Genomic DNA, 23,566 nt, shown 5'->3' on the forward strand with positions numbered 1-23,566 from the left:
ACGTTATCCGCGTATCCCCCGGCACAGTAGAATGACTGCCGAGAATCGGTTTCGAGGGGGCGGTGGTGGATCTACAGCAGGGTTTTGTCCTGACCCGGCATTGGCGCGACACCCCCGCGGGTACGCAGGTCGAATTCTGGTTGGCGACCGACGCCGGCCCCCGTCACGTGCGCTTGCCGCCACAACCCTCGGTTGCCTTCATTCCCGCCGAACAGCGTGAGCGTGCCGCCCAACTGTTGAGCAAAGAGCGGGGGGTGGAATGGCGCCCGCTGGAACTGATGGATTTTCACCACCGCCCGGTGTGCGGCCTGTATTGCCAGCAGCACCGGCAGTTGATGAACATCGAGAAGCTGTTGCGCCAGGGCGGGGTGGATGTCTACGAGGCCGATATCCGCCCTCCCGAGCGCTTTCTCATGGAGCGTTTCATCACCGCGCCGGTGTTGTTCGCCGGTACGCCGAATACCGACGGGCCGCTGCTCGATACCCAGCTCAAGGCGACGGCGGACTATCGGCCACGGCTCAGGCTGGTGTCCCTGGACATCGAGACCACCATGCAGGGCGAGCTGTATTCCATCGCCCTGGAAGGTTGTGGCGAGCGCCAGGTGTACATGCTCGGGCCGCCGAACGGTGACGCCAGCCAGGTCGATTTCAAGCTCGACTATCGAGCGAGCCGCGGTGAACTGCTCGAAGCCCTGAACGACTGGCTGGCCCGGCACGATCCGGATGCAATCATCGGCTGGAACCTGGTGCAATTCGACCTCAAGGTGCTGCATGAACATGCCCAGCGCCTGAGCATCCCGCTGCGCCTGGGGCGTGGGGGCGATGTCATGGGCTGGCGCGACAACGGTGCGCGCAACACCCACTACTTCGCCGCGGCGGCCGGCCGGCTGATCATCGACGGCATCGAGGCGCTGCGTTCGGCGACCTGGAGCTTCCCGTCCTTCAGCCTCGAATACGTGGCGCAGCACCTGCTCGGCGAGGGCAAGTCGATCGACAACCCCTACCAGCGCATGGACGAGATCAATCGCATGTTCGCCGAGGACAAGCCGGCCCTGGCGCGCTACAACCTCAAGGACTGCGAGCTGGTCACGCGGATCTTCGACAAGACCCAATTACTGACCTTCCTGCTCGAACGCGCCACCGTCACCGGTCTGCCGGCCGATCGCAGCGGCGGTTCGGTGGCGGCCTTCACCCACCTGTACATGCCGCTGATGCATCGCCAGGGTTTCGTCGCGCCGAACCTCGGCGAACGCATGCCCGAGGCCAGCCCCGGCGGTTTCGTCATGGACTCGCGGCCCGGGCTGTACGAGTCGGTGCTGGTACTGGACTACAAGAGCCTGTACCCGTCGATCATCCGTACCTTCCTGATCGACCCGGTGGGGCTGATCGAGGGCCTGCGGCATCCCGACGACAGCGAGTCGGTGGCGGGCTTTCGCGGGGCGCGTTTCTCCCGCACGCGGCACTGCCTGCCGTCGATCGTCGAGACGGTCTGGCAGGGCCGCGAGGCGGCCAAGCGCGACGGCAATGCGCCGCTGTCCCAGGCCCTGAAGATCATCATGAACGCCTTTTACGGCGTGCTCGGTTCCAGTGGCTGCCGCTTCTTCGATACGCGCCTGGCCTCGTCGATCACCCTGCGCGGGCACGAGATCATGCGCCGCACCCGGCAACTGATCGAGGCCCAGGGCTACACGGTGATCTATGGCGACACCGACTCGACCTTCGTCTGGCTCAAGCGCGCCCATGGCCAGGAGGAGGCCGCGCAGATCGGCCGCCAGCTGGTGGCCGGGGTCAACGACTGGTGGCGCGAACACCTGAAGCAGGAACTGGGCCTGGACAGTGCCCTGGAACTGCAGTTCGAAACCCATTTCAGCCGCTTCCTGATGCCGACCATCCGCGGGGCCGAGGAGGGCAGCAAGAAGCGTTATGCCGGGCTGGTGGTGCGTGCCGACGGCCGCGAGGAGATGGTCTACAAGGGGCTTGAAACCGTGCGCAGCGACTGGTCGCCATTGGCGCAGGCGTTCCAGCAGGAGCTGTACCGACGCATCTTCAGCCGCCAGCCCTACCAGGATTACGTCCGTGACTACGTGCGGCGTACCCAGGCGGGCGAGCTGGATGACCTGCTGGTGTATCGCAAGCGCCTGCGCCGGCGGCTCGGCGACTACGAGCGCAACGTGCCGCCGCAGGTGCGGGCGGCACGCCTGGCCGATGAATACAACGTCGCCCAGGGGCGGCCGCGACAGTACCAGGGCGGCGGCTGGATCAGCTACGTGATTGCCCAGGCCGGGCCGGAGCCGCTGGAGGTGCGTCGGTCGCCCATCGACTACGAGCACTACATCACCAAGCAGTTGCAGCCGGTGGCGGACGCGATCCTGCCGTTCGTGCAGGACGATTTCACCACCCTGATCGGCGGGCAGATGGGCCTGTTCTGAGGGTTTTGTATTGCAATGTATCTGGGAGGGGCGGTGATACTTGCGCACTTCAGAACCCCGGCTTGCGCACACATTCGAGATACCTCAAGGGCGTCAAATAGGTTCCAGGGAGGCAGACAACACTGGCTCCAACCAACCGAATACACACTTGAGGAAATCGCCATGAAACTGAAAGCACTCTGCACCGCCGGCCTGTTGTCCGCCCTGAGCCTCCTGGCCATCGCCGCCCCGGCCCAGGCCGCCAGCGCCAAACCGGATATCCGGCACGTGGTGTCGATCACCACCGATGCCATGGGCAGTTGCGATGTCGCCAAGGCGCACCTGACCTACCTGGACTCCCAGGGCCAGACCCACACCCTGGAATACGGCAAGTTCGCCAGTTGCAACCTGGGCAGCTGAGGCCTTGGGAACCCGCCTCACGCTCTCTCCTCCACCCGCATGAAACCGTACCGCGTCGCGGTCGGTTTCATGCCTGCATCTGCCAGGTGACGTCATGCTGCTTATCGCTTTCCTCGGCGGGATACTGACGGTGCTCAGTCCTTGCATCCTGCCGGTCGTACCCTTCCTTTTCGCGCGGGCCGATCGTTCCCGCTCGTCGGTGCTGTTGACCCTGGGCGGCATGGCGCTGACCTTCGCCCTGGTGTCGAGCCTGGCGGTGGTCAGCAGCGCCTGGGTGATCCAGGCCAACGCTGCCGGCCGTCAGTTGGCGCTGATCGTGATGGTGCTGTTCGCCCTGTCACTGATTTCCGCCCGCGCGGGGGCCTGGCTGTCGCGGCCGTTCGTGCTGCTGGGCAATCGCCTCGATCCGGCGGCGCGGCAGCTGTCGGGGCCGTTGGCGGCGCTGCTGGTCGGCGTCGCCACCGGGCTGTTGTGGGCGCCCTGTGCCGGACCGATTCTCGGCGTGATCCTGACCAGCGCCATGCTGCAGGGCGCCAATGCACAGACCAGCCTGTTGCTGCTGGCCTATGGCCTGGGCAGTGCGTTGTCTCTCGGCACGCTGATCTTCGCCGGCCGTGGCCTGGTCAACCGGCTCAAGCCTTCCATCCCGGTGACCGGCTGGCTGCGGCGTGGGGCCGGCGTGCTGGTCCTGCTGTCGGCGGTGCTGATCTCGACCGGGGCGAACAACACCCTGCTCGCCGGTACCTCGTCACAGGGCTCGGCGTCGGTGGAGCAGAGCCTGCTCAAGCAGATTCCGCGGGCCATCGACTACGTGATCAGCAAGGCCAATGCGGCCACGGCGGTCGACCTCGAAGCCAAGGGCGCGATGCCTGCGCTGGACGGTGCGGTGGAGTGGCTGAACTCGGCGCCGCTCAACCGTGAGTCCCTGCGCGGCAAGGTGGTGCTGGTGGACTTCTGGACCTTCGACTGCATCAACTGCCAGCACACCCTGCCCTATGTGAAGGACTGGGCGAAGAAATACGAGAAGGACGGGCTGGTGGTGATCGGCGTGCATACCCCCGAATATGCCTACGAGAAGATCCTCGGCAACGTGCGCCAGCAGGTGAAGGAACTGGGGATCGGTTACCCGGTGGCGATCGACAACGACTACCGTATCTGGCGGGCGTTCGATAACCAGTACTGGCCGGCCCACTACCTGATCGATGCCAAGGGGCAGGTGCGCTACACCCATTTCGGCGAAGGCCGTTATGACGAACAGGAAAAGGTCATCCAGACCCTGCTGCAGGAGGCCAAGGCTGGCAGTGCCAGCTGAGCCCCGGAATCCGGCAGCGATAGCCGCAAGGTCCCGCCACGGACCTTGCGGCTTTTTTGTGGGCGGGTGTTCGAGTGGCACCGGGCTCGGGCATCGGCACGTTGTATCAGACTGTGTACGCGGCCCGCCGCCATACAGTGCGCCACCTTATCGCCCGTTCGCGACACACGGTGGATACAGCCCTGCGTTGAAATGTACCTGTCGAACGGTGAGGCCGGTCCAGGCCCCACCCAACCCTCAGAGTCTTACTCACAAACGCAGGAGTGTTACCCATGTTCAAGTTCTCTACCGCTTCCCTGGCCCTCACCCTGGCTTTGGTCGGTGGCCTCGGCCTGGCGAATGCCGCTTCGGCCAATGTGCCGGCAACCGGGTTCGGCGCGATCAACCAGCATCGGCTGGCGGAGGGCGGTTCTGACCGTCTGCTGGAGCGTCGTGTGGCGGAAGGTGGTTCCGATCGCCTGCTGGAGCGCCGTGTGGCGGAGGGTGGCTCGGACCGTTTGCTGGAACGCCGTGTAGCGGAAGGTGGTTCCGATCGTCTGCTGGAGCGCCGTGTGGCGGAAGGTGGTTCCGATCGCCTGCTGGAGCGCCGTGTGGCGGAAGGTGGTTCCGATCGCCTGCTGGAGCGTCGTGTGGCGGAAGGTGGTTCCGATCGCCTGCTGGAGCGTCGTGTAGCCGAAGGTGGCTCGGATCGCTTGCTGGAACGTCGTGTCGCTTGAAGATTGACGACCTCTCGAACCGTTCCTCACGACAGGGCCTCGTGTCTTTCGAGACGGGGCCCGGATCGAAACGCGCCTGGTGCTGTCAGGCGAACACGAAGTACTTGCGCACGGTCTCGACGACTTCCCAGGTGCCCTTCATGCCTGGCTCGACGATGAAGATATCGCCGGCCTTCAAGTGGATCGGCGCCTGACCGTCCGGCGTGATGATGCAGTAGCCTTCCTGGAAGTGGCAGTACTCCCACTTCACGTAATCGACCCGCCACTTGCCCGGGGTGCAGATCCAGGTGCCCATGATCTTGCTGCCGTCTTCGCTGTTGTAGGCGTTGAGGTTGACGGTGTGCGGATCGCCTTCGAGCTTTTCCCATTTGCAGGCGTCGAGCACCGGCAGTGGGTGGGTATCGCGCAGAACGGTAATCGGTGGATTGGACATGCTGGGCTCCGGGCACAGGTTCTGAATGAAGCCTGCACCCTAACGGGGGCGCCCGCCGCAGGGATGTCCAGGCTCGACATCCAGCTGTCCATGCGCGCACAGGCCGTTTTCGCCCGGCAGGGGGCCGCTGTTGATCAGCGGCTGGCCGAGGATGGGCTGAGCATGTCGATCAGGCGAATCTCGAAATCCCGCTCGAGGAACGCCATGCGCTGCTCGTGGAAGGCCCGCATGTGCGGCAGCGCCGAGTGCACGTCCAGGTGAGCCTTCGATTGCCAGATCTCGTAGAAGATGAACAGGGTCGGGTCGGCGTGGTCGCGCAGCATGTGGTATTCGATGCAGCCGTCTTCCCGGCGGCTGGGTTCGACATAGGCGCGAAACAGCGCCTCGAAGGCCTCGGCCTTTTCCGGGCGGGTCTTGGCATGCAGGATAAAACCGTAGGGTTGGCTCATGGATTCACTCCGGGCAGGACAGGTTCTGGAGGCCGTCAATGCTAAGGCAACAATACGTCGAGCATTCGTGCCGTTACGGCAAAAGCGATTTGCGTCAGCCACGCTTTTTCGCCGTGCGTGCGAGGGCTAACCTGCGCCCGCACTTGAACCTGTCGACCGGGCTGCCCTTGGGGCCGCCCTCCATGAGACCGACCATGAAAAAGATCCTGCTACTCAACGGCGGCAAGGCGTTCGCCCACTCCGCCGGCCGCTACAACGCCACCCTGCATGAAACCGCCGTGGCCTACCTCGATCGCTCCGGTTGCGATGTCAGACAGACCTGGATCGACCAGGGCTACGATGTCGCCGAGGAAGTTGCCAAGTTTCTCTGGGCCGACGTGATCATCTACCAGATGCCTGGCTGGTGGATGGGCGCGCCCTGGACGGTGAAGAAGTACATCGACGAAGTGTTCACCGCGGGCCACGGCAGCCTCTACGCCAACGATGGCCGGACGCGTTCCGACGCCTCGCAGAAGTACGGCAGCGGTGGTCTGATCCAGGGCAAGCAGTACATGCTGTCGCTGACCTGGAACGCGCCACGGCAGGCTTTCGACGACCCCACCGATTTCTTCGAGGCCAAGGGCGTGGATGCGGTCTACTTCCCGTTTCACAAGGCCAACCAGTTCCTCGGCATGAGCGGCCTGCCGACCTTTCTCTGTGTCGACGTGATGAAGGTACCGGCCATCGAGGCGGATATCCGGCGCTACGAGCAGCACCTGGCAGAGGTTTTCGATTTGCCGAAGTGAGGTTCCTTTTGCCTCGAGGCCGGCTAATATCAGGCTCTTGAGTTGAGAGGTGAGTGTGAAAGCCAGGTCGGATGAGTTGCAGATCTTCGTCTGCGTGATCGAGTGCGGTTCGATTTCCGCGGCGGCCGAACAGGTCGGGCAGACGCCGTCGGCGGTCAGCCGCAGCCTGTCGCGGCTGGAGGCCAAGCTCGAGACCACGCTGATCAATCGCACCACGCGACGCATGGACCTGACCGAGGAAGGCAAGTTCTTCTTCGAGCGGGCCAAGCAGATCCTCGAGCAGATGGACGAGCTGGAAGAACGCCTGGCCCTGCGCCAGCAGACGCCCGCCGGGCGCCTGCGTATCAACGCCGCCTCGCCGTTCATGCTGCACGCGGTGGTCCCGTACATCGCCGAGTTTCGCAGCCTGTACCCGGACATCCAGCTGGAACTCAACAGCAACGACCTGATCATCGACCTGCTGGAGCAGAGCACCGACATCGCCATCCGCATCGGCCACCTGGCGGATTCGACCCTGCATGCCCGCTCGCTGGGCAGCAGCCCGCTGAACATCCTGGCCAGCCCCGCCTACCTGGCGCGTTACGGCGAGCCGGTCAGTGTCGATGAGCTGTCCCGACACACCCTGCTGGGGTTCACCCAGACCGAAACGCTCAATCACTGGCCGTTGCGGCATGCCCAGGGCGACCGCTGGCAGATCCGCCCCGACCTCAGCGCCTCCAGCGGCGAGACCCTGCGCCAACTGGCGCTGGAGGGGCAGGGGATCGTCTGCCTGTCGCACTTCATGACTCACCAGGACATCCAGTCCGGCCGCCTGCAGGTGATCCTCCCCGAAGCCAACAGCGGCTACCGCCAGCCGATCCATGCGGTGTACTACCGCAACTCGCAGTTGGCGCTGCGTATCCAGTGCTTCCTCGATTTCATCCAGGGCAAGCTGGCGGGGTATGCGGGGCCCGTGGTGGCATAGCCCTGACGCTGGGCGCCAGCTCTTGATTCGTGACTCCAGCGCAAGAGTGAATTGGGCAATAGGGGGTTATTCGGCACGGATAAGTTTTCGATACTCGCTCCATCACTTATCCATGCAGGGAGTTTCTCCATGAACGTATTCGTTACCGGCGCCGCCGGTTTCATTGGCGGTTCCATCGCGACCGGGCTGGTCGCCGCCGGCCATCGGGTCACCGGGCTGGTGCGCAGTGCCGAGCAGGTGCAGGAACTGCGTGATTTGGGCATTACCCCGGTGGTCGGCAGCCTGGACGACAGCGAACTGCTCGCCGAGCAGGCGCGCCAGGCCGATGCGGTGATCAACGCTGCCAGCAGCGACCATCGCGGTGCGGTCGAGGCGCTGCTCGACGCCTTGCGTGGTTCCGACAAGGTGTTCCTGCACACCAGCGGTTCGAGCATCGTCGGCGACGCCTCCGGCGGCAAGGCCAGCGATATCGTCTATTACGAAGGCCGGCTGCCGGAACCGACCGTCGACAAGGCGGCGCGGGTGGCCATCGACCACCGGGTGCTCGACGCGGCGAAATCCGGCGTGCGCTCGGCGGTGCTCTGCAACACCCTGATCTACGGCCACAGCCTGGGCGTCAAGCGTGACAGCGTGCAGTTGCCGCGCCTGCTCAAGCAGGCCCGCAAGCGTGGCGTGGCCCGGCACGTCGGGAGCGGGCAGAACATCTGGTCCAACGTGCACATCGAGGATGTGGTGGCGCTGTACCTGCTGGCGTTGACCGGCAACCCGCCGGGCACCTTCTATTTCGTCGAAAGCGGCGAAGCCTCGTTCATAGACATGACCACCGCCATGGCCAGGGCGCTGAACCTGGGTGAGCCGCAGGATTGGCCGCTGGCGGACGCCGAGGCCGAGTGGGGTTATGAGATGGCCAATTACGGCCTGGGTTCCAACAGCCGGGTCCGCGGCAGCAACGCCCGTGAACTGCTGGGCTGGGTACCCAAGCGCAACTCGGTGATCGACTGGATCCTCAACGAGATGGTTTGAGCCCAAGCGGCTATGCTGGTGATTGGCGTCAGGTTTTTGCGAACGAGGTCGCGCTTTTGCGCAATAATGGCACTGAGCCACTAAAGAAACCCGTTCCATGGCCGAAGCGCTTTGATCCAGAACCGCCAGGAAGACCTGACATGAGCTTCGGTAAGACCACCCCCATTCTGCGAATTTTCGACGAGGGCAAGGCGTTGGAGTTCTACGTCGACTTCCTGGGTTTCCAGGTCGACTGGCAGCATCGTTTCGAGCCGGGTTTCCCCTTGTATCTGCAGGTGTCCAAGGGCAATTGCGTGTTGCACCTGAGCGAGCATCACGGTGATAGCACTCCGGGTTCGGCGCTGCGTATCGAGACCGACGAGCTGGAAGCCTTTCGCGAACAACTGCTGGCCAAGGGCTTCGGCTACGCCCGTCCGGAAATCCAGGCCATGCCCTGGGGCAGCATGGACATGCCGATCGCCGACCCGTTCGGCAACCGCCTGGTGTTCACCAACGCGATCTGCGTCTGAGCCACAGGGCTTCGAATCGATGTCGAAGCCCTGCCAGTCACCTCGAATCTGAAACACAAGGTGCGATTTCCCCCGCCCTGGGCTAACCTGCGGCCATGTTTTACGAGGTCGACTATGCACATTCATATTCTGGGTATCTGCGGCACCTTCATGGGCTCGATGGCTGTTCTGGCCAAGGAACTGGGCCATCACGTGACGGGCTCCGATGCCAATGTCTATCCGCCGATGAGCACGCAACTGCAGGCCCAGGGTATCGAACTGACCCAGGGTTATGACCCGGCCCAGCTCGATCCGGCCCCGGACCTGGTGGTGATCGGCAATGCCATGTCCCGTGGCAACCCCGCGGTCGAGTACGTGCTGAACAAGGGCCTGCCCTACGTGTCCGGCCCGCAGTGGCTGGCCGACCATGTGCTGCAGGGGCGCTGGGTCCTGGCCGTGGCCGGCACCCACGGCAAGACCACCACCAGCAGCATGCTCGCCTGGGTGCTGGAGCACGCGGGCATGAGCCCGGGCTTCCTGATCGGCGGCGTGCCGCAGAATTTCTCGGTATCGGCGCGCCTGGGCGGCACGCCGTTCTTCGTGATCGAGGCCGACGAGTACGACAGCGCGTTCTTCGACAAGCGCTCCAAGTTCGTCCACTACCATCCGCGCACGGCGATCCTGAACAACCTGGAGTTCGACCACGCGGACATCTTCCCCGACCTGCCAGCCATCGAGCGGCAGTTCCACCACCTGGTACGGACCATCCCCAGCGAAGGCCTGGTCATTCACCCGACCACCGAGCCGGCGTTGAAGCGGGTGATCGACATGGGCTGCTGGACCCCGGTGCAGACCACCGGTGCCGGTGGCCAGTGGCAGGCGCGCCTGCTCAGCGAGGACGGTTCGCGTTTCGAGGTGCTGTTCGAGGGCGTGGCCCAGGGCACGGTCGAGTGGGAACTGACCGGCCAGCACAACGTCGCCAATGCCCTGGCCACCCTGGCCGCAGCGCGGCATGTCGGCGTGGTGCCGACGATGGGTATTGCCGGTCTGAGTGCGTTCAAGAGCGTCAAGCGGCGCATGGAAAAGGTCGCCGAAGTCCACGGCGTGACCATCTACGACGACTTCGCCCACCATCCGACCGCCATTGCCACGACCCTCGACGGCCTGCGCAAGAAGGTCGGCGATGCACCGGTGATCGCCATCATCGAACCGCGTTCCAACTCCATGAAACTGGGCGCTCACCGCGATGGCCTGCCGGAGAGCGTGGTCCAGGCCGATCAGGTGATCTGGTACGCGCCGGCCAATCTCGGCTGGGACCTGGGCGCCACGGCGGCCTTGTGCAGTGTGCCGTCGATTGTCAGCGACTCCCTGGAGGGCATCATCGAACGGGTGAAAAGCCAGGCCAAGCCCGGCACGCACGTGGTGATCATGAGCAACGGCGGCTTCGGCGGGCTGCACGGCAAACTGGCCGAGGCCCTGCGGTGAACGGCCCGGAGCGTATCACCCTGGCGATGACCGGCGCCTCCGGGGCGCAGTATGGCTTGCGCCTGCTCGATTGCCTGGTGCGCGAGGACCGCGAAGTGCACTTCCTGATCTCCAAGGCGGCGCAGTTGGTGATGGCGACGGAGACGGACGTCACCCTGCCGCCCAAGCCGCAGGCGATGCAGGCGTTCCTCACCGAGTACACCGGGGCCCAGGCCGGGCAGATCCGCGTGTACGGCAAGGAGGACTGGATGTCGCCGGTGGCCTCCGGCTCCGGCTCGCCGGCGGCGATGGTGGTGGTGCCATGCTCCACCGGGACCTTGTCGGCCATCGCCACGGGCGCCTGCAACAACCTGATCGAGCGGGCGGCGGACGTGACCCTCAAGGAGCGTCGGCAACTGATCCTGGTGCCGCGCGAGGCGCCGTATTCGAGCATTCATCTGGAGAACATGCTCAAGCTGTCGAACATGGGCGTGACGATCCTGCCGGCTTCGCCGGGCTTCTATCATCAGCCGCAGACCATCGACGACCTGGTGGATTTCGTGGTGGCGCGGATTCTCAATCTGTTGAATATCCCCCAGGACATGCTGCCGCGCTGGGGTGAGCATCATTTGAACAGCAATGAGTAAGGCGCTGCTGGGCCTGCTGCTGGCACTGCAACTGGCGGGTTGTGCGACGGCGCGGACGCTGGATGCCGGCAAGGCCGGGGCGCCGCTCGTCTATGCCGGCACGCGGTTGGACCTGTACGCGTTGCAGGGTGGCTGTTGTGCCCGTGACCGGTTCGGCGCCGAGGCGCCGGGGTATCCTGGGTTGGACCTGCCGGCGAGTGCCTTGCTCGATACGCTGCTGTTGCCGTTGTCGGTGTTCGCGGCGTTGGGCGTCGGGTTTCAGGCGACGGGTGGGTTGTAGGCTATGTACGAAATCGCTTGAAACTTGGTTATGCGGCGTTAAAAACCGGCTCGGAATGCTCATTTACTCCAGTAAAGTCGGGCGCGACCCCGGCCGTTCCTCGCCGGTTTTTGCCTTGCCTAACCTGCGTTTCAAACAATTTCGTACACAGCCTAGGGCCGGGGATCGTGTTTTGCCCCTTCGCGGGCAAGCCGGATCGCCGCGCCGCCCGCTCCTGCAGGCGGTCGAATCGGTTCACGCGGTCCTGTAGGAGCGCGGCTTGCCCGCGAAGAGTCCCGCCCTGGCAACAAAAATCTACCTGGCGAAAGCTACTTGCCGAGCCGGCGCAACTCATCCGACTCGACGATCCGCACCCCGTCCTGCTCCTCCAGCGCCAGGCGCCACAGCGCCCGGGCCAGTTGGCAGGCCTCGATCCCGCGATACTTGCCGGGAATCAGCTTCGACAGCGGTGCCGCCAACTGTTCGGCCAGGCGCGGTTCGCTACGCTCGCCGATCAGCAGCGACGGCCGGGCGATGGTCAACTGCGGCCAGCCCTGGGCCTTCAGCGACTCCTCCATCTCACCCTTGACCCGGCTGTAGAACACCTTGGATTTCGGGTTGGCGTCCACCGCGCTGACCACGATCAGGTGCCGCGCGCCCAGTTCCCGCGCACGCTTGCCGAAAGCCACCACCATATCGTGGTCGACAGCGCGAAAGGCTTCTTCGGAGCCGGCGAGCTTGATCGTGGTGCCCAGGCAGCAGATCGCCAGGTCGACCCGGCCGCTCAGTTGCGGCAGGAAGATCGCCGGGTCGCCGACCGGGTTCTCCAGGTGCGGATGTTTCGCCAGTGGGCGACGCGAAGGGGCGAGGACGCGACTGACCGTGGGTTCGTTGAGCAGTCGGTCCAGCAGATGTTCACCGGTCAGGCCGGTGGCTCCAGCGAGCAGGATGTGCTGAGGCGTCAAGTACATAAAATATCTCCCTTGATACGAATCAGCTTAGTTGCTCTTGGCGCCCTTGCTGTCCAGTGAAGCGCTTTGCAACGCTTTTCTTGCCTGTTGCTTGCGTAGCTGCTGCCAGTGGGCCAGCACGCCCTTGGGGGCCCAGATCTGCGGTTCCGACGCCTCGAAATTGTCCGCCTGCTCACGTTCGGCAACATGGGCCTTGGCCAGGTTGAAGGCCTGCTGCAGGTCGTCGGTCTGGTTCAGGGCCTGGGCGAACAGGGCATCGCCGAAGTAGGTGAAGTCCGCTTCCTCGGAGCAGCCGAAGGACACCCGGTCGGCCCGCGAGGCGGTCATGATCAGGGTTCTTTCATCCTTGAGGGCCGGAATGAAGCCGCCGGAGTAACAGGCCGAAATGACGATGACCTTGTCGCGGTTCTTCAACGGGGCCAGGGCCTGGGCCATTTCATCGGCGGGCAGGTCGGCCAGTTCCAGGCGTGGCTGGTCCAGCACCAGTTCATGGGCGTGGGTACCGTGGCTGGTCAGGTAGATGAAGATCAGGTCTTCCGGGCCACTGCTTTCGGCCAGGGCCTGGGCGGCCCGGTGCAGGTTTTCGCGGGTGGCCATCGGCCGGTCGATCAGGTGATCGCGATGGTTCACCAGGCTGATCTGGCCATAGGCGCCAAAGCGGGTGGCGAGCATCTTGCCGACATAGTCGGCTTCACGCAGGAAGACGCTCTGCTTGCCGTCACCGGCCAGCACCAGGCTGTACAGCTCGATGGCCGGCGTGGAGGCCGGAACCGCGGCGAGGGCTTTTTCCAACAGGGGCCCCTGGGCCAGCAGGCCCAGTTCGAGCTGGTCCGGCAGCAGTTTGCCATCGGCCTCGCGAACCCGCTGGCCATTGGTCCAGATGCCGCTTTGCACCCGGCCGTCCGCCAGGGTCAGGATGCCCCGGCCCTCGTACGTGTCGCTGGCGAACTCGCCGACATAGTGGCTGCCATCGGCCAGGTTCAACTGGCCGAAACCGTTGAAGCGCCATTCGCTGAACTCACCGCGATAATGGCTGCCATCGACGCCGATCAGTTCGCCCTGGCCATTGAGTACGCCGTCCTTGAACTCGCCGATCCAGACATCGCCGTCGGCGTTTTCATAGCGGCCCTTGCCGTTCAGCTGGTTGTGCCGGAAACCGCCGGCGTACTGGTCGCCTTCGGCACTGTTGAAGGTCCCGACGCCTTCCAGTTGGCCGTTGACGAAGCGCCCGGTGAACTGGTTGCCGCTGGCATCGCTGCGCTGGCCCTCGCCGTTGGGCTTGCCGTGGGCGAACTCGCCCTGGTATTGGCTGCCGTCTTCCAGTTCGAGGTGGCCGAGGCCGGAATACTGGTCGTCCCTGAATTCGCCGCGGTAGGTCATGCCGGCTTCCTTCAGGGTGCCTTCGCCGTTGCGTCGGCCCAGCTTGAAACCGCCGGTGTAGCTGCTGTCATGAAGGGTCAGGGTGCCCTGGCCATGGAACAGGCCCTGCTGGAACTGGCCCTTGTAGACCTCGCCGTTGCTGCCGTGCCACTCGCCGTCGCCATGCCACTGGCCATTGAGGAACTGGCCGGCATACCAGCTGCCGTTCGGGTAGTCGATGCGCCCCTGGCCTTGCAGCAGGCCATTGACCACTTCCCCGCGGTAGCGGCCGCCGTCCGGCAGACGGGCGTCCGGCGGTAGCAGTGATTCGCCATCACCGCAGGCGGTGAGCAACAGGGTCAGGGCAAGGGGTGCAAATGGGCGCATGACGGGATCCGGGCAATTAGGGGACCGAGTATGCCGAAGCATTGTGTCGTGTCCAGAGGTAAAGCACGAAACAGCACCGTCGCCGCTTCGTGCCGCAGCCCGGATGTCGCTTCAGACGAAGCAGAGCGACAGAGGTTCAGCGATATAGGCAGGTTTTTCCTGGCCTTCGATCTCCAGCGTGGCGGTTGCCTTGAGCAGCCACTGGCCCGGCTTTTTCTCGGTGGCGTCGACCAGCTCGACCTTGAGCCGCACCCGCGAGTCGACCTTGACCGGCTGGATGAAGCGCACGCTGTCCAGGCCATAGTTGACGACCATCTTCAGGCCTTCGGGCAGGATCAGGATGTCCTCCATCAGCTTGGGGATCAGCGACAGCGAGAGAAAGCCGTGGGCAATGGTGCTGCCAAAAGGTGTTTGCGCGGCCTTGACCGGGTCGACGTGGATGAACTGATAATCGCCGGTGGCCTCCGCGAACAGGTTGATGCGCTCCTGGTCGATGGTGAACCATTCGGAACGTCCCAGTTCCTTGCCGACATAGTCTTTGAGTTGCGCTACGGGTACATAGGGCATTGAGCCTCTCCTTGGTCGTTCGGGGTCAGGCCTTGGGTTGCAGCCCTTGGCATCCACTGTAGATCATCACGGCCGTTGTGCCCGGTCAAGCGACCATGGCTTTGGCGAATGCCGGCGTATCGGCATGCTTATAATGGGGTGCGTTGACAAGGGGGAGTACGGATGTTGCTGCGCGGCCTGACCTGGCTGGTGCTGTTCCAGTTGCTTGGCACGGCTATCAATCATTTGTGTGTACCGATGTTGCCGGGGCCGATCATCGGCCTGCTGCTGTTGCTGGCCTTCCTGCTGAATCGGGGTGAGGTCGGGGCGCCGTTGAGCGAGGCGGCCAGCAGCCTGCTGCGCTACCTGCCGTTGCTGCTGGTGCCGCCGGCCGTGGGCGTGATGGTCTATGCCAGCGATATCGCCGCGGATTTCTGGGCCATTGTCGGCTCGCTGGTGCTGTCGGTACTGATTTCCATGGCCCTGGTCGGGGTGCTGATGAACTGGCTGATCCGGCGCAAGGATCGACGCGAGGGCGAACGATGACATTGGATTGGCAAGGGGCGTGGGCGGCGGTGATTCACCATCCGCTGTTCGGTATCGGAATCACCCTGGGCGCCTATCAACTGGTGCTGGCGGGGTTCGAGAAAACCCGCTGGATCTTCCTGCAGCCGGTGCTGGCGTCGATGGCGCTGGTGGTCGGTGTGCTGTTGCTGTGTGGCCTGGACTATGCCGAGTATCGCAAGAGCACCGAGATTCTCGGCATCCTGCTCGGCCCGGCGACCGTTGCCCTGGCGGTGCCGCTGTACCTCAACCTGCGGCGGATCCGACAATTGTTCTGGCCGATTTTTACTACGCTGGTGATTGGTGGCGTGATTGCCACTGGCCTGTGCGTGCTGCTGGGTTGGTGGTTCGGCGCCGAGCCGCGGATGCTGATGACCATGGCACCGAAATCGGTGACGTCCCCCATTGCGATGCTGGTGGCCGAGCAGATCGGCGGTGTGGCCGCCCTGGCCGCGGTGTTCGTGCTGATCACCGGGGTGATCGGCGCGATTGCCGGCCCGCCCATGCTGACCCGCCTGGGTGTGTTGCGGCCCGAGGCCAGGGGCATGGCCCTGGGCATGACCGCCCATGCGGTGGGCACCTCGGTGGCCCTGCAGGAAAGCGACGAATGCGGTGCCTTCGCGGCGCTGGCGATGAGTTTGATGGGCGTGACCACTGCGGTACTGTTGCCCCTGATCGTCACCTGGATGGTTTAAGGAAACCCTTGTATGAGCTTGGCGCTGTTCCCCCTGAACACCGTGCTGTTTCCCGGCTGCACCCTCGATCTGCAGATTTTCGAGGCGCGTTACCTGGACATGATCAGTCGCTGCATGAAGCAGGGCAGCGGTTTTGGCGTGGTGTGCATCCTTGAAGGCGAAGAGGTCGGCCCGGCGCCGCAGGGCTTCGCCCGGATCGGCTGCGAGGCGCTGATTCGCGATTTCCAGCAGCAGGACAACGGTCTGCTGGGGATCCGGGTCGAGGGCGGCCGGCGCTTTCGTGTGCTCGACAGCGAATTGCAGAAGGACCAGTTGACCGTCGCCCAGGTGCAGTGGCTGGACGAGGTTCCCGAACAGCCGCTGCAGGATGAGGACGAAGACCTGGTGGCCCTGCTCAAGGCCCTGGCCGAGCACCCGATGGTCGCGGCGTTGAACATGGGCACCGAGGCCGGTGGGCAGCAGTCGCTGGCGAACCAGCTGGCTTATCTGCTGCCGTTTTCCGATCTGGACAAGATCGATCTGCTGGAGCTCGATGATCCGCAGCAGCGCCTGGATGCGATCCAGGAACTGCTCGACGAGTTGCAGGGCGAACTGTTCGCCTAGTGGCCTGTGTGGCTAATTCGCACAGGCCACTAGTAGGAATACCGCAGCAACTGCTGAGGTATGTGCCACAGCGCATGTGAGCCGTACAGCGCCACGGCGGCCGGCAGGATCAGCCACCAGGCCCGTGGTGGCATGCTGCCCAGCGGCAGGTGGCGCTGGCTCAGGGTCAGGCTGGCAGCCAGGACGGCAATCGCCAGCAAGGCCCCGGCCAGGATGTCCGTGGGCCAATGCGCGCCCAGGTAGACCCGTGACAACGCCACGGCGAACGCTGGCAGGCAGCCGAGCAGCAGCCAGGTGACGCGCATCCGGGGTGGCTGGTCGCGGCCGGCCAGCACCGCCAGTACCAGGAAGAAGGCGAACGAGCCCGAGCTGTGACCGCTGGGCATGCTGTAGCTGGTGATCGGGTCGCTGAGGACTTCCGGACGCATGCGGGCGAACAGATGCTTGGTGGCGGTGTTGCCGATGGCGGTGACGGCCAGGGTGCCGCCAAAAAACAGCGCATGCCGCCATTGCCGGGCCAGCAGCAACAGCAGCGTGAGCACCGTTGCGACGGTGAACTGGGTGCGGAAGTCGCCCAGGCGGGTGATGATCACGGCGATCAGGTCGAAGCTGCTGTCACGGTGTTCCTGGACCAGTGCCATCAGCCCCTGGTCGAACGCCTGCAAGTGCGGGTAGCCGAGGAACAGGCCGGCCAGCAGCAACAGGCTCAGCCCGGAAATCAGCAGCGTGGCCCGTGGATGGCGCTGGAGGCTGCAATGGATGCACAGGCCGATCAGGGCCGCGAGGCCCGCCGCGACCACCGCGGTCTGCGGCCAGAACCCCTCGGGCAGCGGCAGGCGGAACGCCGCGCCGGTGGCCCAGCCCGGCAGCAGGTAGGCCACCGACCAGCCGGCGCCGGCAAGCAGGCTGACGCCGATGAAGCGTGGCAGCGGCATGTCGCACATGCCGGCGATCATCGGCAGCATTGGCCGCAACGGGCCGATGAAGCGTCCCACCAGCAGGCTGGCGATGCCGTAGCGCTGGAAGTAGGACTCGGCACCGTTCATCCATTCCGGGTGCTGGCGCAGGCCGGGCAGGCGACGGATGTTCTGGTGAAAACGCCTGCCCAGGGTGTAGGACAAACCGTCGCCGAGCAGGCCGCCGAGAAACCCCAGCAGCAGGGTTTCACCCAGCGGCAGGGCACCGCTGCCGGCCAGGACGGCGATGGCGAACAGCAGGACGGTGCCCGGCACGATGATGCCGGCGATGGCCAGGCATTCGACGCAGGCGACGATGAACACGGCCAGGCCGAGCCACTGCGGATTGGCTGTCAGCCAGCCGGTGATGCTATCGAGCCATGGGCCCATGGGCGATTTCCTTGTTCAGGGTAGCAGGTGGTAGTCCCTGCCTTCGACCTGGCCCCGGCGCAGCGGGTTGCGGGTGCAGCAGGTGGCATATTCGGCATCGACGAAGCGATACATCAGGTGCTCATCCCTGCCCAGGGGGATGCCCAGGCGGGTGGTCTGGATGATGCGTGCCGGCCGGTTGCCGACGTCTTCGACGAACAGCCGCTGCGGGTCGAAGCGCTTGGCGTCCCAGATCGGCACTTTCAGGCCCAGCGCCTTGCACAGCAGGGTCTGGCCGGCACACAGTTTCTGCGCCGGGCGCGGGCCACCCTGGGCGTCCGGGTTGTTCAGTTGCATCTGCGCCAGGCTGGCGGGGCCTGAGCGGTCGTCGGTCCAGGGATAGGCCGACTTGATCAGCACGGCGTTCCCCGGCCCCCGGGCACTGAAGTTCAGCGAGTCGCCACCGCGAGCGTAGTACATATAGATGTGCCCGCCATCCAGAAACAAAGCCTTACGCTTTTCTGTATAGCCGAGGGAGGCATGGCTGCCTTTTTCCTCGAAGTAGTAGGCTTCGGTCTCTATGATGCGTGCCGCGAGCCACAGATCGCCGACCCGATGACGTATGACTTTTCCCAGCAGTTCGCGGGCGAGCAGTTGCGCGTCGCGGTCGAAAAAGCTGTCTGGCAGGGCGTTTGGCAGGGGGAGGGGTGTCAGATTGGACATCGTCGCTGATGGGCATTCCGGACTGTTTGGAGGCCAATCATACCGATTTTGTGCTTAATTCAGGCTGAATGGCGGCTGTTTGTGCGGCATTTCGACCATCCGCCCGGCACCGCTGTCCGTCAGGCGGCGCGACAGCTATAATCGGCCGCTTTCTTCTTTGCCAAGACCTCCTCAAGACCATGACCGAGTCCGTTCCTGACTACATGACCCGCCTGGGTCGCGCAGCCCGCGAGGCTTCCCGCGTGATCGGCCGTGCCAGCACCGCGCAGAAGAATCGCGCGCTGCACGCCGCCGCCGCCGCGCTGGATGCGGCGCGTGACGAACTGGTCGCCGCCAATGAGCTCGACCTGGCCGCTGCCCGCGCCAATGGTCTGGAGCCGGCGCTGGTCGAGCGTCTGGCACTGACGCCGGCGCGGATCGACAGCATGATCGTCGGTCTGCGCCAGGTAGCGAACCTGCCGGACCCGGTCGGGGCGATCCGCGACATGAGCTACCGGCCGTCGGGTATCCAGGTCGGCAGGATGCGCGTGCCGCTGGGGGTCGTGGGGATCATCTACGAATCGCGGCCGAACGTGACCATCGATGCCGCCAGCCTGTGCCTGAAGTCCGGCAACGCGACGATCCTGCGTGGCGGCTCCGAAGCGATCCACTCCAACCGTGCCATCGCCACCTGCATCCAGCGCGGCCTGGACGAGGCCGGCCTGCCGGCGGCCGTCGTGCAGGTGGTGGAAGTCACCGACCGGGCCGCCGTCGGGGCGCTGATCAGCATGCCCGAGTATGTCGACGTGATCGTACCCCGTGGCGGCAAGGGCCTGATCGAGCGGATCAGCCGCGATGCCCGGGTGCCGGTGATCAAGCACCTGGACGGCATCTGCCACGTGTATGTCAGCGCCCGTGCCGACCTCGACAAGGCCCGGCGCATCGCCTTCAACGCCAAGACCTATCGCTACGGCATCTGCGGCGCCATGGAGACCCTGCTGGTGGACAAGGCCGTGGCCGAGTCCTTCCTGCCGGCCATGGCCGAGCAGTTCCGGGCCAAGGGCGTCGAGCTGCGTGGCTGCGCGCGGACCCGGGCGATCATCGAGGCCGTGGCGGCGACCGAAGAGGACTGGAACACCGAATACCTGGCGCCGATCCTGTCGATCCGCGTCGTCGACGGCCTGGACATGGCCGTCGAGCACATCAACGGCTACGGTTCCCATCACACGGACTCGATCGTCACCGAGGATCTGGCCGAGTCCCGGCGCTTCATGGCCGACGTCGACTCCAGCTCGGTGATGCTCAACACCCCGACCTGCTTCGCCGATGGTTTCGAATACGGGCTGGGTGCCGAGATCGGCATCTCTACTGATAAGCTGCACGCCCGCGGACCGGTCGGTCTGGAAGGCCTGACCTGCGAGAAGTACATCGTGGTCGGCGACGGGCAGTTGCGTGGCCAGGAGTCGCTCTGACTTGGTCGGCAAACGCCAGTCAGCCGCCGTGCCCCCTCGCGAAGTTCCACCTCGGCGCATCGGTGTGCTCGGCGGAACCTTCGACCCGGTGCACATCGGCCATTTGCGCAGTGCCCTGGAGGTTGCGGAACTGATGGACCTCGATGAGTTGCGCCTGATGCCCAGCGCCAGGCCACCTCATCGCGACACGCCGCAGGTTTCGGCGCGCGCCCGGCTGGCGATGGTCGAATGCGCAGTGGCCGGCATCGCGCCGCTGGTGGTCGACGACCGGGAGCTGCAGCGGGACAAGCCGTCCTACACTATCGACACCCTGGAACTCATGCGGGCCGAGTTGGCCGCCGAGGACCAGTTGTTTCTGTTGCTGGGCTGGGACGCATTCTGCGGCCTGCCCACCTGGCATCGCTGGGAGGAGTTGCTCCTGCATTGCCACATCCTGGTGCTGCAACGCCCGGATGCCGACAGCGAGCCGCCGGATGCCTTGCGCAACCTGCTGGCCGCACGGTCGGTCAGCGACCCGAAGGCCCTGCCGGGGCCTGGCGGGCATATTACATTCGTCTGGCAGACGCCTCTCGCGGTGTCGGCCACCCAGATCCGTCAACTGCTGGCCAGCGGTAAGTCGGTACGTTTCCTGGTGCCTGACGCGGTCCTGGCCTATATCGATGCGCACGGTCTGTACCGTGCGTCGAACTGAAGGTGGGTTTCAACGCCGCAAGTTGCGCGAAGAAATCGCCAAACATACGAGCTGAATGAGTTTTATATGACGAACAAAGAAGTTTTGAACGGCGCGGACATCGTCGAAGTGGCCAAGGCCGCACTGGAAGACGTCAAGGCCCAGGATATCCAGGTCATCGACGTGCGTGACAAGAACAGCATCACCGACTACATGGTGATCGCCACCGGTACCTCCAACCGCCAGATCAACGCGATGCTGGACAAGGTGCGCGAGAACGTGAAGGCCAAGGGCCTGCGTCCGCTGGGCGAGGAAGGCAAGGGCGACAGCGACTGGGTGCTGCTGGACCTGGACACCGTCATCGTGCACATGATGACCGCCTCGGCTCGCCAGTTCTATGACCTGGAGCGCCTGTGGGCCGGTGCCGAGCAGAGCCGTTCGGCCAGCGCTGCCCACCACAGCCCGGAAAACTCCCATGAGCACTTCGCCAAGCTCAACAAGGACATGGAATAAGGGTCGCCCGTGCGTCTGCGTCTGATTGCCGTCGGTTCCCGCATGCCCAAATGGGTGGAAGAGGGTTGGCATGAGTATGCCAAGCGTCTGCCTTCCGAACTGGCGCTGGAACTGGTGGAGATACCGCTCAATACCCGGGGCAAGAATGCCGACGTGGCTCGTTTCATTCGTCAGGAAGGCGAGGCCATGCTGGCCAAGGTCGGCCCCAACGAGCGGATCGTCACGCTGGAGGTCCACGGCAAGCCGTGGAGCACCGAGCAGTTGGCGGTCGAACTGGATCGCTGGCGCCTGGATTCGCGTACGGTCAACTTCATGGTCGGTGGCCCCGAGGGGCTGGCGCCGGAAGTCTGTGCACGGGCCGATCAGCGCTGGTCGCTGTCGCCGCTGACGCTGCCGCACCCGCTGGTGCGGATTCTGATCGGTGAACAGCTGTATCGTGCCTGGACCGTGCTGTCCGGCCACCCCTATCACAAATAAGCCTGCCGAATGACCCAGCCGATTCGCCTCAAGGACCACGAGAAAGACGCCCGTCTGGTGCGTAACCGTGTCGTGGTCGGCGCGGTGGTGGTCGTGCTGCTGATTTGTGTGCTGATCGCCCGCCTGTATTTCCTGCAGGTGATCCAGTACGACTACCACTCGACCCTGTCGGAAAACAACCGCGTCCATGTGCAGTCGATCCCGCCGCCCCGCGGCCTGATCTACGACCGCAATGGTGTGGTGGTGGCCGATAACCGGCCGAGTTTCAGCCTGAGCATGACCCGCGAACGGGCCGGCAACTGGCAGGAAGTGCTGGATGTGATCGTCGAGGTGTTGCAACTGACGCCCGAGGATCGCGTGCTCTTCGAAAAACGCATGCGCCAGGGGCGCCGGCCGTTCGAGCCGGTGCCGATCCTGTTCGAGCTCACCGAGGAGCAGATCGCCCGCGTCGCCGTGAACCAGTTCCGCCTGCCGGGCGTCGAGGTGGTCGCGCAGTTGGTTCGCCATTATCCACAGGGTGCGCACTTCGCCCATTCGGTGGGTTACATGGGGCGGATCAACGAAAAGGAGGCCAAGGTCCTCGACCCGGTGAACTACAGCGGTACCCACCATATCGGCAAGACCGGCATCGAACGCTTCTACGAGGCGGAGCTGCATGGCCAGGTCGGTTACGAGGAGGTCGAGACCAACGCCCGCGGCCGTATCCTGCGGGTGCTCAAGCGCACCGATCCGGTACCGGGCAAGGACATCGTCCTCAGCCTGGACATCAAGCTGCAGGAAGCCGCCGAGGAAGCCCTGGGTGGCCGTCGCGGCGCGGTGGTGGCGCTCGATCCGAGCACCGGCGAGGTGCTGGCAATGGTCAGCCAGCCGAGTTTCGACCCGAACCTGTTCGTCACCGGCATCAGCTTCAAGGCCTACGCCGAACTGCGCGATTCCATCGACCGGCCGCTGTTCAACCGGGTGTTGCGCGGTCTGTACCCGCCCGGCTCGACCATCAAGCCGGCGGTGGCGATCGCCGGCCTGGACAGCGGTGTGGTCAACGCCTCGACGCGAGTCTTCGACCCCGGCTACTACGAGTTGCCGAACTACGATCACAAATACCGCAACTGGAACCGCACCGGCGACGGCTGGGTCGACCTCGACACGGCGATCATGCGTTCCAACGACACCTATTTCTACGACCTGGCCCACAAGCTGGGGATCGACCGCCTGGCCAGCTACATGAACAAGTTCGGCCTGGGCCAGAAGGTCTCCCTGGACATGTTCGAGGAATCGCCGGGGCTGATGCCGTCGCGCGAGTGGAAGCGCACCACGCGCCGCCAGGCCTGGTTCCCGGGCGAGACGCTGATCCTCGGGATCGGCCAGGGCTACATGCAGGCCACGCCGCTGCAACTGGCCCAGGCCACGGCCCTGGTGGCGAACAAGGGCGTGTGGAACCGGCCGCACCTGGCCAAGACCATCGAGGGCCAGCGGCCCAAGGATGACAACCCGATGCCGGATATCGTCCTGCGCAACCCGTCGGACTGGGACAAGGTCAACCACGGCATGCAGCAGGTGATGCACGGTGCCCGTGGTACCGCGCGCAAGGCCTCGATCGGCGCGCAGTACCTGATCGCCGGCAAGAGTGGTACGGCTCAGGTCGTGGCGATCAAGCAGGGTGAGAAATATGATCGCTCGAAGGTCCTGGAACGCCATCGCGACCACGCGTTGTTCGTCGGCTTTGCCCCGGCCAACAACCCCAAGATCGTCGTCGCGGTGATGGTCGAGAACGGCGAGTCCGGTTCCGGCGTCGCGGCGCCGGTGGTCCGCCAGGTGATGGATGCCTGGCTGCTCGGCCCGGATGGCCGGCTCAAACCTGAATACGCTGGCACTACTACCGCGGAGGCTACGCCGTGATTGCCAATTTCGATCGCA

The 23,566-nt window shown here is 64.6% G+C and carries 26 protein-coding genes; 19 read left to right on the forward strand and 7 right to left on the reverse strand.

Annotation, left to right across the window (positions count from 1 at the left end):
• The first annotated feature begins 65 nt into the window (after window positions 1-65).
• From PF66_RS20805 to PF66_RS20820, 4 genes are all read left to right on the forward strand, one after another.
• Window positions 66-2,429 (forward strand): DNA polymerase II, encoded by a 2,364-nt coding sequence (locus tag PF66_RS20805; RefSeq protein ID WP_054063787.1) that lies wholly within the window; start codon window positions 66-68, stop codon window positions 2,427-2,429.
• A 162-nt stretch (window positions 2,430-2,591) separates the two neighbouring features.
• Window positions 2,592-2,828 carry a DUF2790 domain-containing protein gene (locus PF66_RS20810; protein ID WP_054063725.1) on the forward strand — a complete coding sequence of 79 codons (237 nt, stop codon included), beginning with the start codon at window positions 2,592-2,594 and terminating at the stop codon, window positions 2,826-2,828.
• Window positions 2,829-2,922: 94 nt separating this feature from the next.
• On the forward strand, window positions 2,923-4,140 hold the full coding sequence (locus PF66_RS20815) for a cytochrome c biogenesis protein DipZ (protein ID WP_054058573.1): 1,218 nt from the start codon (window positions 2,923-2,925) through the stop codon (window positions 4,138-4,140).
• Between the two features lie 272 nt (window positions 4,141-4,412).
• Entirely contained in the window at window positions 4,413-4,856 is a 444-nt protein-coding gene (locus PF66_RS20820; RefSeq protein WP_152973066.1) for a phage infection protein, read from the forward strand.
• An 85-nt stretch (window positions 4,857-4,941) separates the two neighbouring features.
• Here PF66_RS20820 and PF66_RS20825 read toward each other — a convergent pair whose 3' ends face one another.
• Both PF66_RS20825 and PF66_RS20830 read right to left on the reverse strand, forming a co-directional pair.
• Window positions 4,942-5,289: a cupin domain-containing protein gene (locus tag PF66_RS20825; protein WP_017903103.1), complete on the reverse strand. Its 348-nt coding sequence runs from the start codon at window positions 5,287-5,289 to the stop codon at window positions 4,942-4,944.
• Between the two features lie 134 nt (window positions 5,290-5,423).
• Window positions 5,424-5,738 (reverse strand): putative quinol monooxygenase, encoded by a 315-nt coding sequence (locus PF66_RS20830; RefSeq protein WP_054058572.1) that lies wholly within the window; start codon window positions 5,736-5,738, stop codon window positions 5,424-5,426.
• A 194-nt stretch (window positions 5,739-5,932) separates the two neighbouring features.
• On the opposite strand from PF66_RS20830, the gene PF66_RS20835 reads away from it, so the two are divergent.
• From PF66_RS20835 to PF66_RS20865, 7 genes are all read left to right on the forward strand, one after another.
• On the forward strand, window positions 5,933-6,523 hold the full coding sequence (locus PF66_RS20835; protein ID WP_054058571.1) for an NAD(P)H-dependent oxidoreductase: 591 nt from the start codon (window positions 5,933-5,935) through the stop codon (window positions 6,521-6,523).
• A gap of 55 nt (window positions 6,524-6,578) precedes the next feature.
• Complete coding sequence (locus PF66_RS20840) at window positions 6,579-7,487, forward strand: LysR family transcriptional regulator (RefSeq protein ID WP_054058577.1); 909 nt, start codon at window positions 6,579-6,581, stop codon at window positions 7,485-7,487.
• Between the two features lie 129 nt (window positions 7,488-7,616).
• Entirely contained in the window at window positions 7,617-8,510 is an 894-nt protein-coding gene (locus tag PF66_RS20845; RefSeq protein WP_054063726.1) for an NAD-dependent epimerase/dehydratase family protein, read from the forward strand.
• A gap of 140 nt (window positions 8,511-8,650) precedes the next feature.
• Window positions 8,651-9,019, forward strand: a complete 369-nt coding sequence (locus PF66_RS20850; RefSeq protein WP_054058569.1) for a glyoxalase superfamily protein — start codon at window positions 8,651-8,653, stop codon at window positions 9,017-9,019.
• 114 nt (window positions 9,020-9,133) lie between these two features.
• Window positions 9,134-10,483, forward strand: coding sequence for a UDP-N-acetylmuramate:L-alanyl-gamma-D-glutamyl-meso-diaminopimelate ligase (gene mpl, locus PF66_RS20855; protein WP_054058568.1), 1,350 nt, complete (start codon window positions 9,134-9,136; stop codon window positions 10,481-10,483).
• Complete coding sequence (gene ubiX / locus PF66_RS20860) at window positions 10,480-11,109, forward strand: flavin prenyltransferase UbiX (RefSeq protein ID WP_081009897.1); 630 nt, start codon at window positions 10,480-10,482, stop codon at window positions 11,107-11,109. Before mpl ends, ubiX begins: the two co-directional genes overlap by 4 nt.
• Window positions 11,102-11,389, forward strand: a complete 288-nt coding sequence (locus PF66_RS20865; protein WP_054063727.1) for a YceK/YidQ family lipoprotein — start codon at window positions 11,102-11,104, stop codon at window positions 11,387-11,389. Before ubiX ends, PF66_RS20865 begins: the two co-directional genes overlap by 8 nt.
• A gap of 308 nt (window positions 11,390-11,697) precedes the next feature.
• Here PF66_RS20865 and PF66_RS20870 read toward each other — a convergent pair whose 3' ends face one another.
• The 3 genes from PF66_RS20870 to PF66_RS20880 form a co-directional block, all read right to left on the reverse strand.
• On the reverse strand, window positions 11,698-12,339 hold the full coding sequence (locus tag PF66_RS20870) for a nucleoside-diphosphate sugar epimerase (protein WP_054058566.1): 642 nt from the start codon (window positions 12,337-12,339) through the stop codon (window positions 11,698-11,700).
• Window positions 12,340-12,366: 27 nt separating this feature from the next.
• A complete protein-coding gene (locus PF66_RS20875; protein ID WP_054063728.1) occupies window positions 12,367-14,085 on the reverse strand; it encodes a C13 family peptidase in 1,719 nt (572 codons plus the stop codon).
• A 111-nt stretch (window positions 14,086-14,196) separates the two neighbouring features.
• Window positions 14,197-14,652: a MaoC family dehydratase gene (locus PF66_RS20880; RefSeq protein WP_054058564.1), complete on the reverse strand. Its 456-nt coding sequence runs from the start codon at window positions 14,650-14,652 to the stop codon at window positions 14,197-14,199.
• Between the two features lie 162 nt (window positions 14,653-14,814).
• Here PF66_RS20880 and PF66_RS20885 point away from each other — a divergent pair, with 162 nt between their 5' ends.
• The 3 genes from PF66_RS20885 to PF66_RS20895 are packed head-to-tail and all read left to right on the forward strand — an operon-like array spanning window position 14,815 to window position 16,493.
• Window positions 14,815-15,177, forward strand: a complete 363-nt coding sequence (locus PF66_RS20885) for a CidA/LrgA family protein (RefSeq protein WP_054063729.1) — start codon at window positions 14,815-14,817, stop codon at window positions 15,175-15,177.
• Window positions 15,174-15,890 carry an LrgB family protein gene (locus tag PF66_RS20890; RefSeq protein WP_054063730.1) on the forward strand — a complete coding sequence of 239 codons (717 nt, stop codon included), beginning with the start codon at window positions 15,174-15,176 and terminating at the stop codon, window positions 15,888-15,890. The genes PF66_RS20885 and PF66_RS20890 overlap by 4 nt, the downstream gene beginning before the upstream one ends.
• A gap of 12 nt (window positions 15,891-15,902) precedes the next feature.
• Window positions 15,903-16,493, forward strand: coding sequence for an LON peptidase substrate-binding domain-containing protein (locus PF66_RS20895; protein ID WP_054058561.1), 591 nt, complete (start codon window positions 15,903-15,905; stop codon window positions 16,491-16,493).
• Window positions 16,494-16,522: 29 nt separating this feature from the next.
• On the opposite strand, the gene PF66_RS20900 is transcribed toward PF66_RS20895, so the two are convergent.
• Both PF66_RS20900 and PF66_RS20905 read right to left on the reverse strand, forming a co-directional pair.
• Window positions 16,523-17,839: a bifunctional DedA family/phosphatase PAP2 family protein gene (locus tag PF66_RS20900; RefSeq protein WP_054063731.1), complete on the reverse strand. Its 1,317-nt coding sequence runs from the start codon at window positions 17,837-17,839 to the stop codon at window positions 16,523-16,525.
• Window positions 17,840-17,854: 15 nt separating this feature from the next.
• The gene (locus tag PF66_RS20905) at window positions 17,855-18,541 is read right to left on the reverse strand and encodes a DNA-3-methyladenine glycosylase (protein ID WP_054061509.1); all 687 of its coding nucleotides are present in this window, start codon (window positions 18,539-18,541) and stop codon (window positions 17,855-17,857) included.
• Between the two features lie 179 nt (window positions 18,542-18,720).
• On the opposite strand from PF66_RS20905, the gene PF66_RS20910 reads away from it, so the two are divergent.
• The 5 genes from PF66_RS20910 (at window position 18,721) to mrdA (ending at window position 23,548) form a co-directional block, all read left to right on the forward strand.
• Entirely contained in the window at window positions 18,721-19,992 is a 1,272-nt protein-coding gene (locus tag PF66_RS20910) for a glutamate-5-semialdehyde dehydrogenase (protein WP_054063732.1), read from the forward strand.
• A gap of 28 nt (window positions 19,993-20,020) precedes the next feature.
• Window positions 20,021-20,683, forward strand: coding sequence for a nicotinate-nucleotide adenylyltransferase (nadD, locus tag PF66_RS20915; RefSeq protein ID WP_193394222.1), 663 nt, complete (start codon window positions 20,021-20,023; stop codon window positions 20,681-20,683).
• 66 nt (window positions 20,684-20,749) lie between these two features.
• Window positions 20,750-21,175 (forward strand): ribosome silencing factor, encoded by a 426-nt coding sequence (gene rsfS, locus PF66_RS20920; RefSeq protein WP_054060068.1) that lies wholly within the window; start codon window positions 20,750-20,752, stop codon window positions 21,173-21,175.
• 9 nt (window positions 21,176-21,184) lie between these two features.
• Window positions 21,185-21,652: a 23S rRNA (pseudouridine(1915)-N(3))-methyltransferase RlmH gene (gene rlmH / locus PF66_RS20925; RefSeq protein WP_003185785.1), complete on the forward strand. Its 468-nt coding sequence runs from the start codon at window positions 21,185-21,187 to the stop codon at window positions 21,650-21,652.
• Window positions 21,653-21,661: 9 nt separating this feature from the next.
• On the forward strand, window positions 21,662-23,548 hold the full coding sequence (mrdA, locus tag PF66_RS20930) for a penicillin-binding protein 2 (RefSeq protein WP_054060067.1): 1,887 nt from the start codon (window positions 21,662-21,664) through the stop codon (window positions 23,546-23,548).
• Window positions 23,549-23,566: the final 18 nt, after the last annotated feature.

It is taken from the genome of Pseudomonas asplenii, from assembly GCF_001293465.1.
GTDB lineage: Bacteria > Pseudomonadota > Gammaproteobacteria > Pseudomonadales > Pseudomonadaceae > Aquipseudomonas > Aquipseudomonas fuscovaginae_B.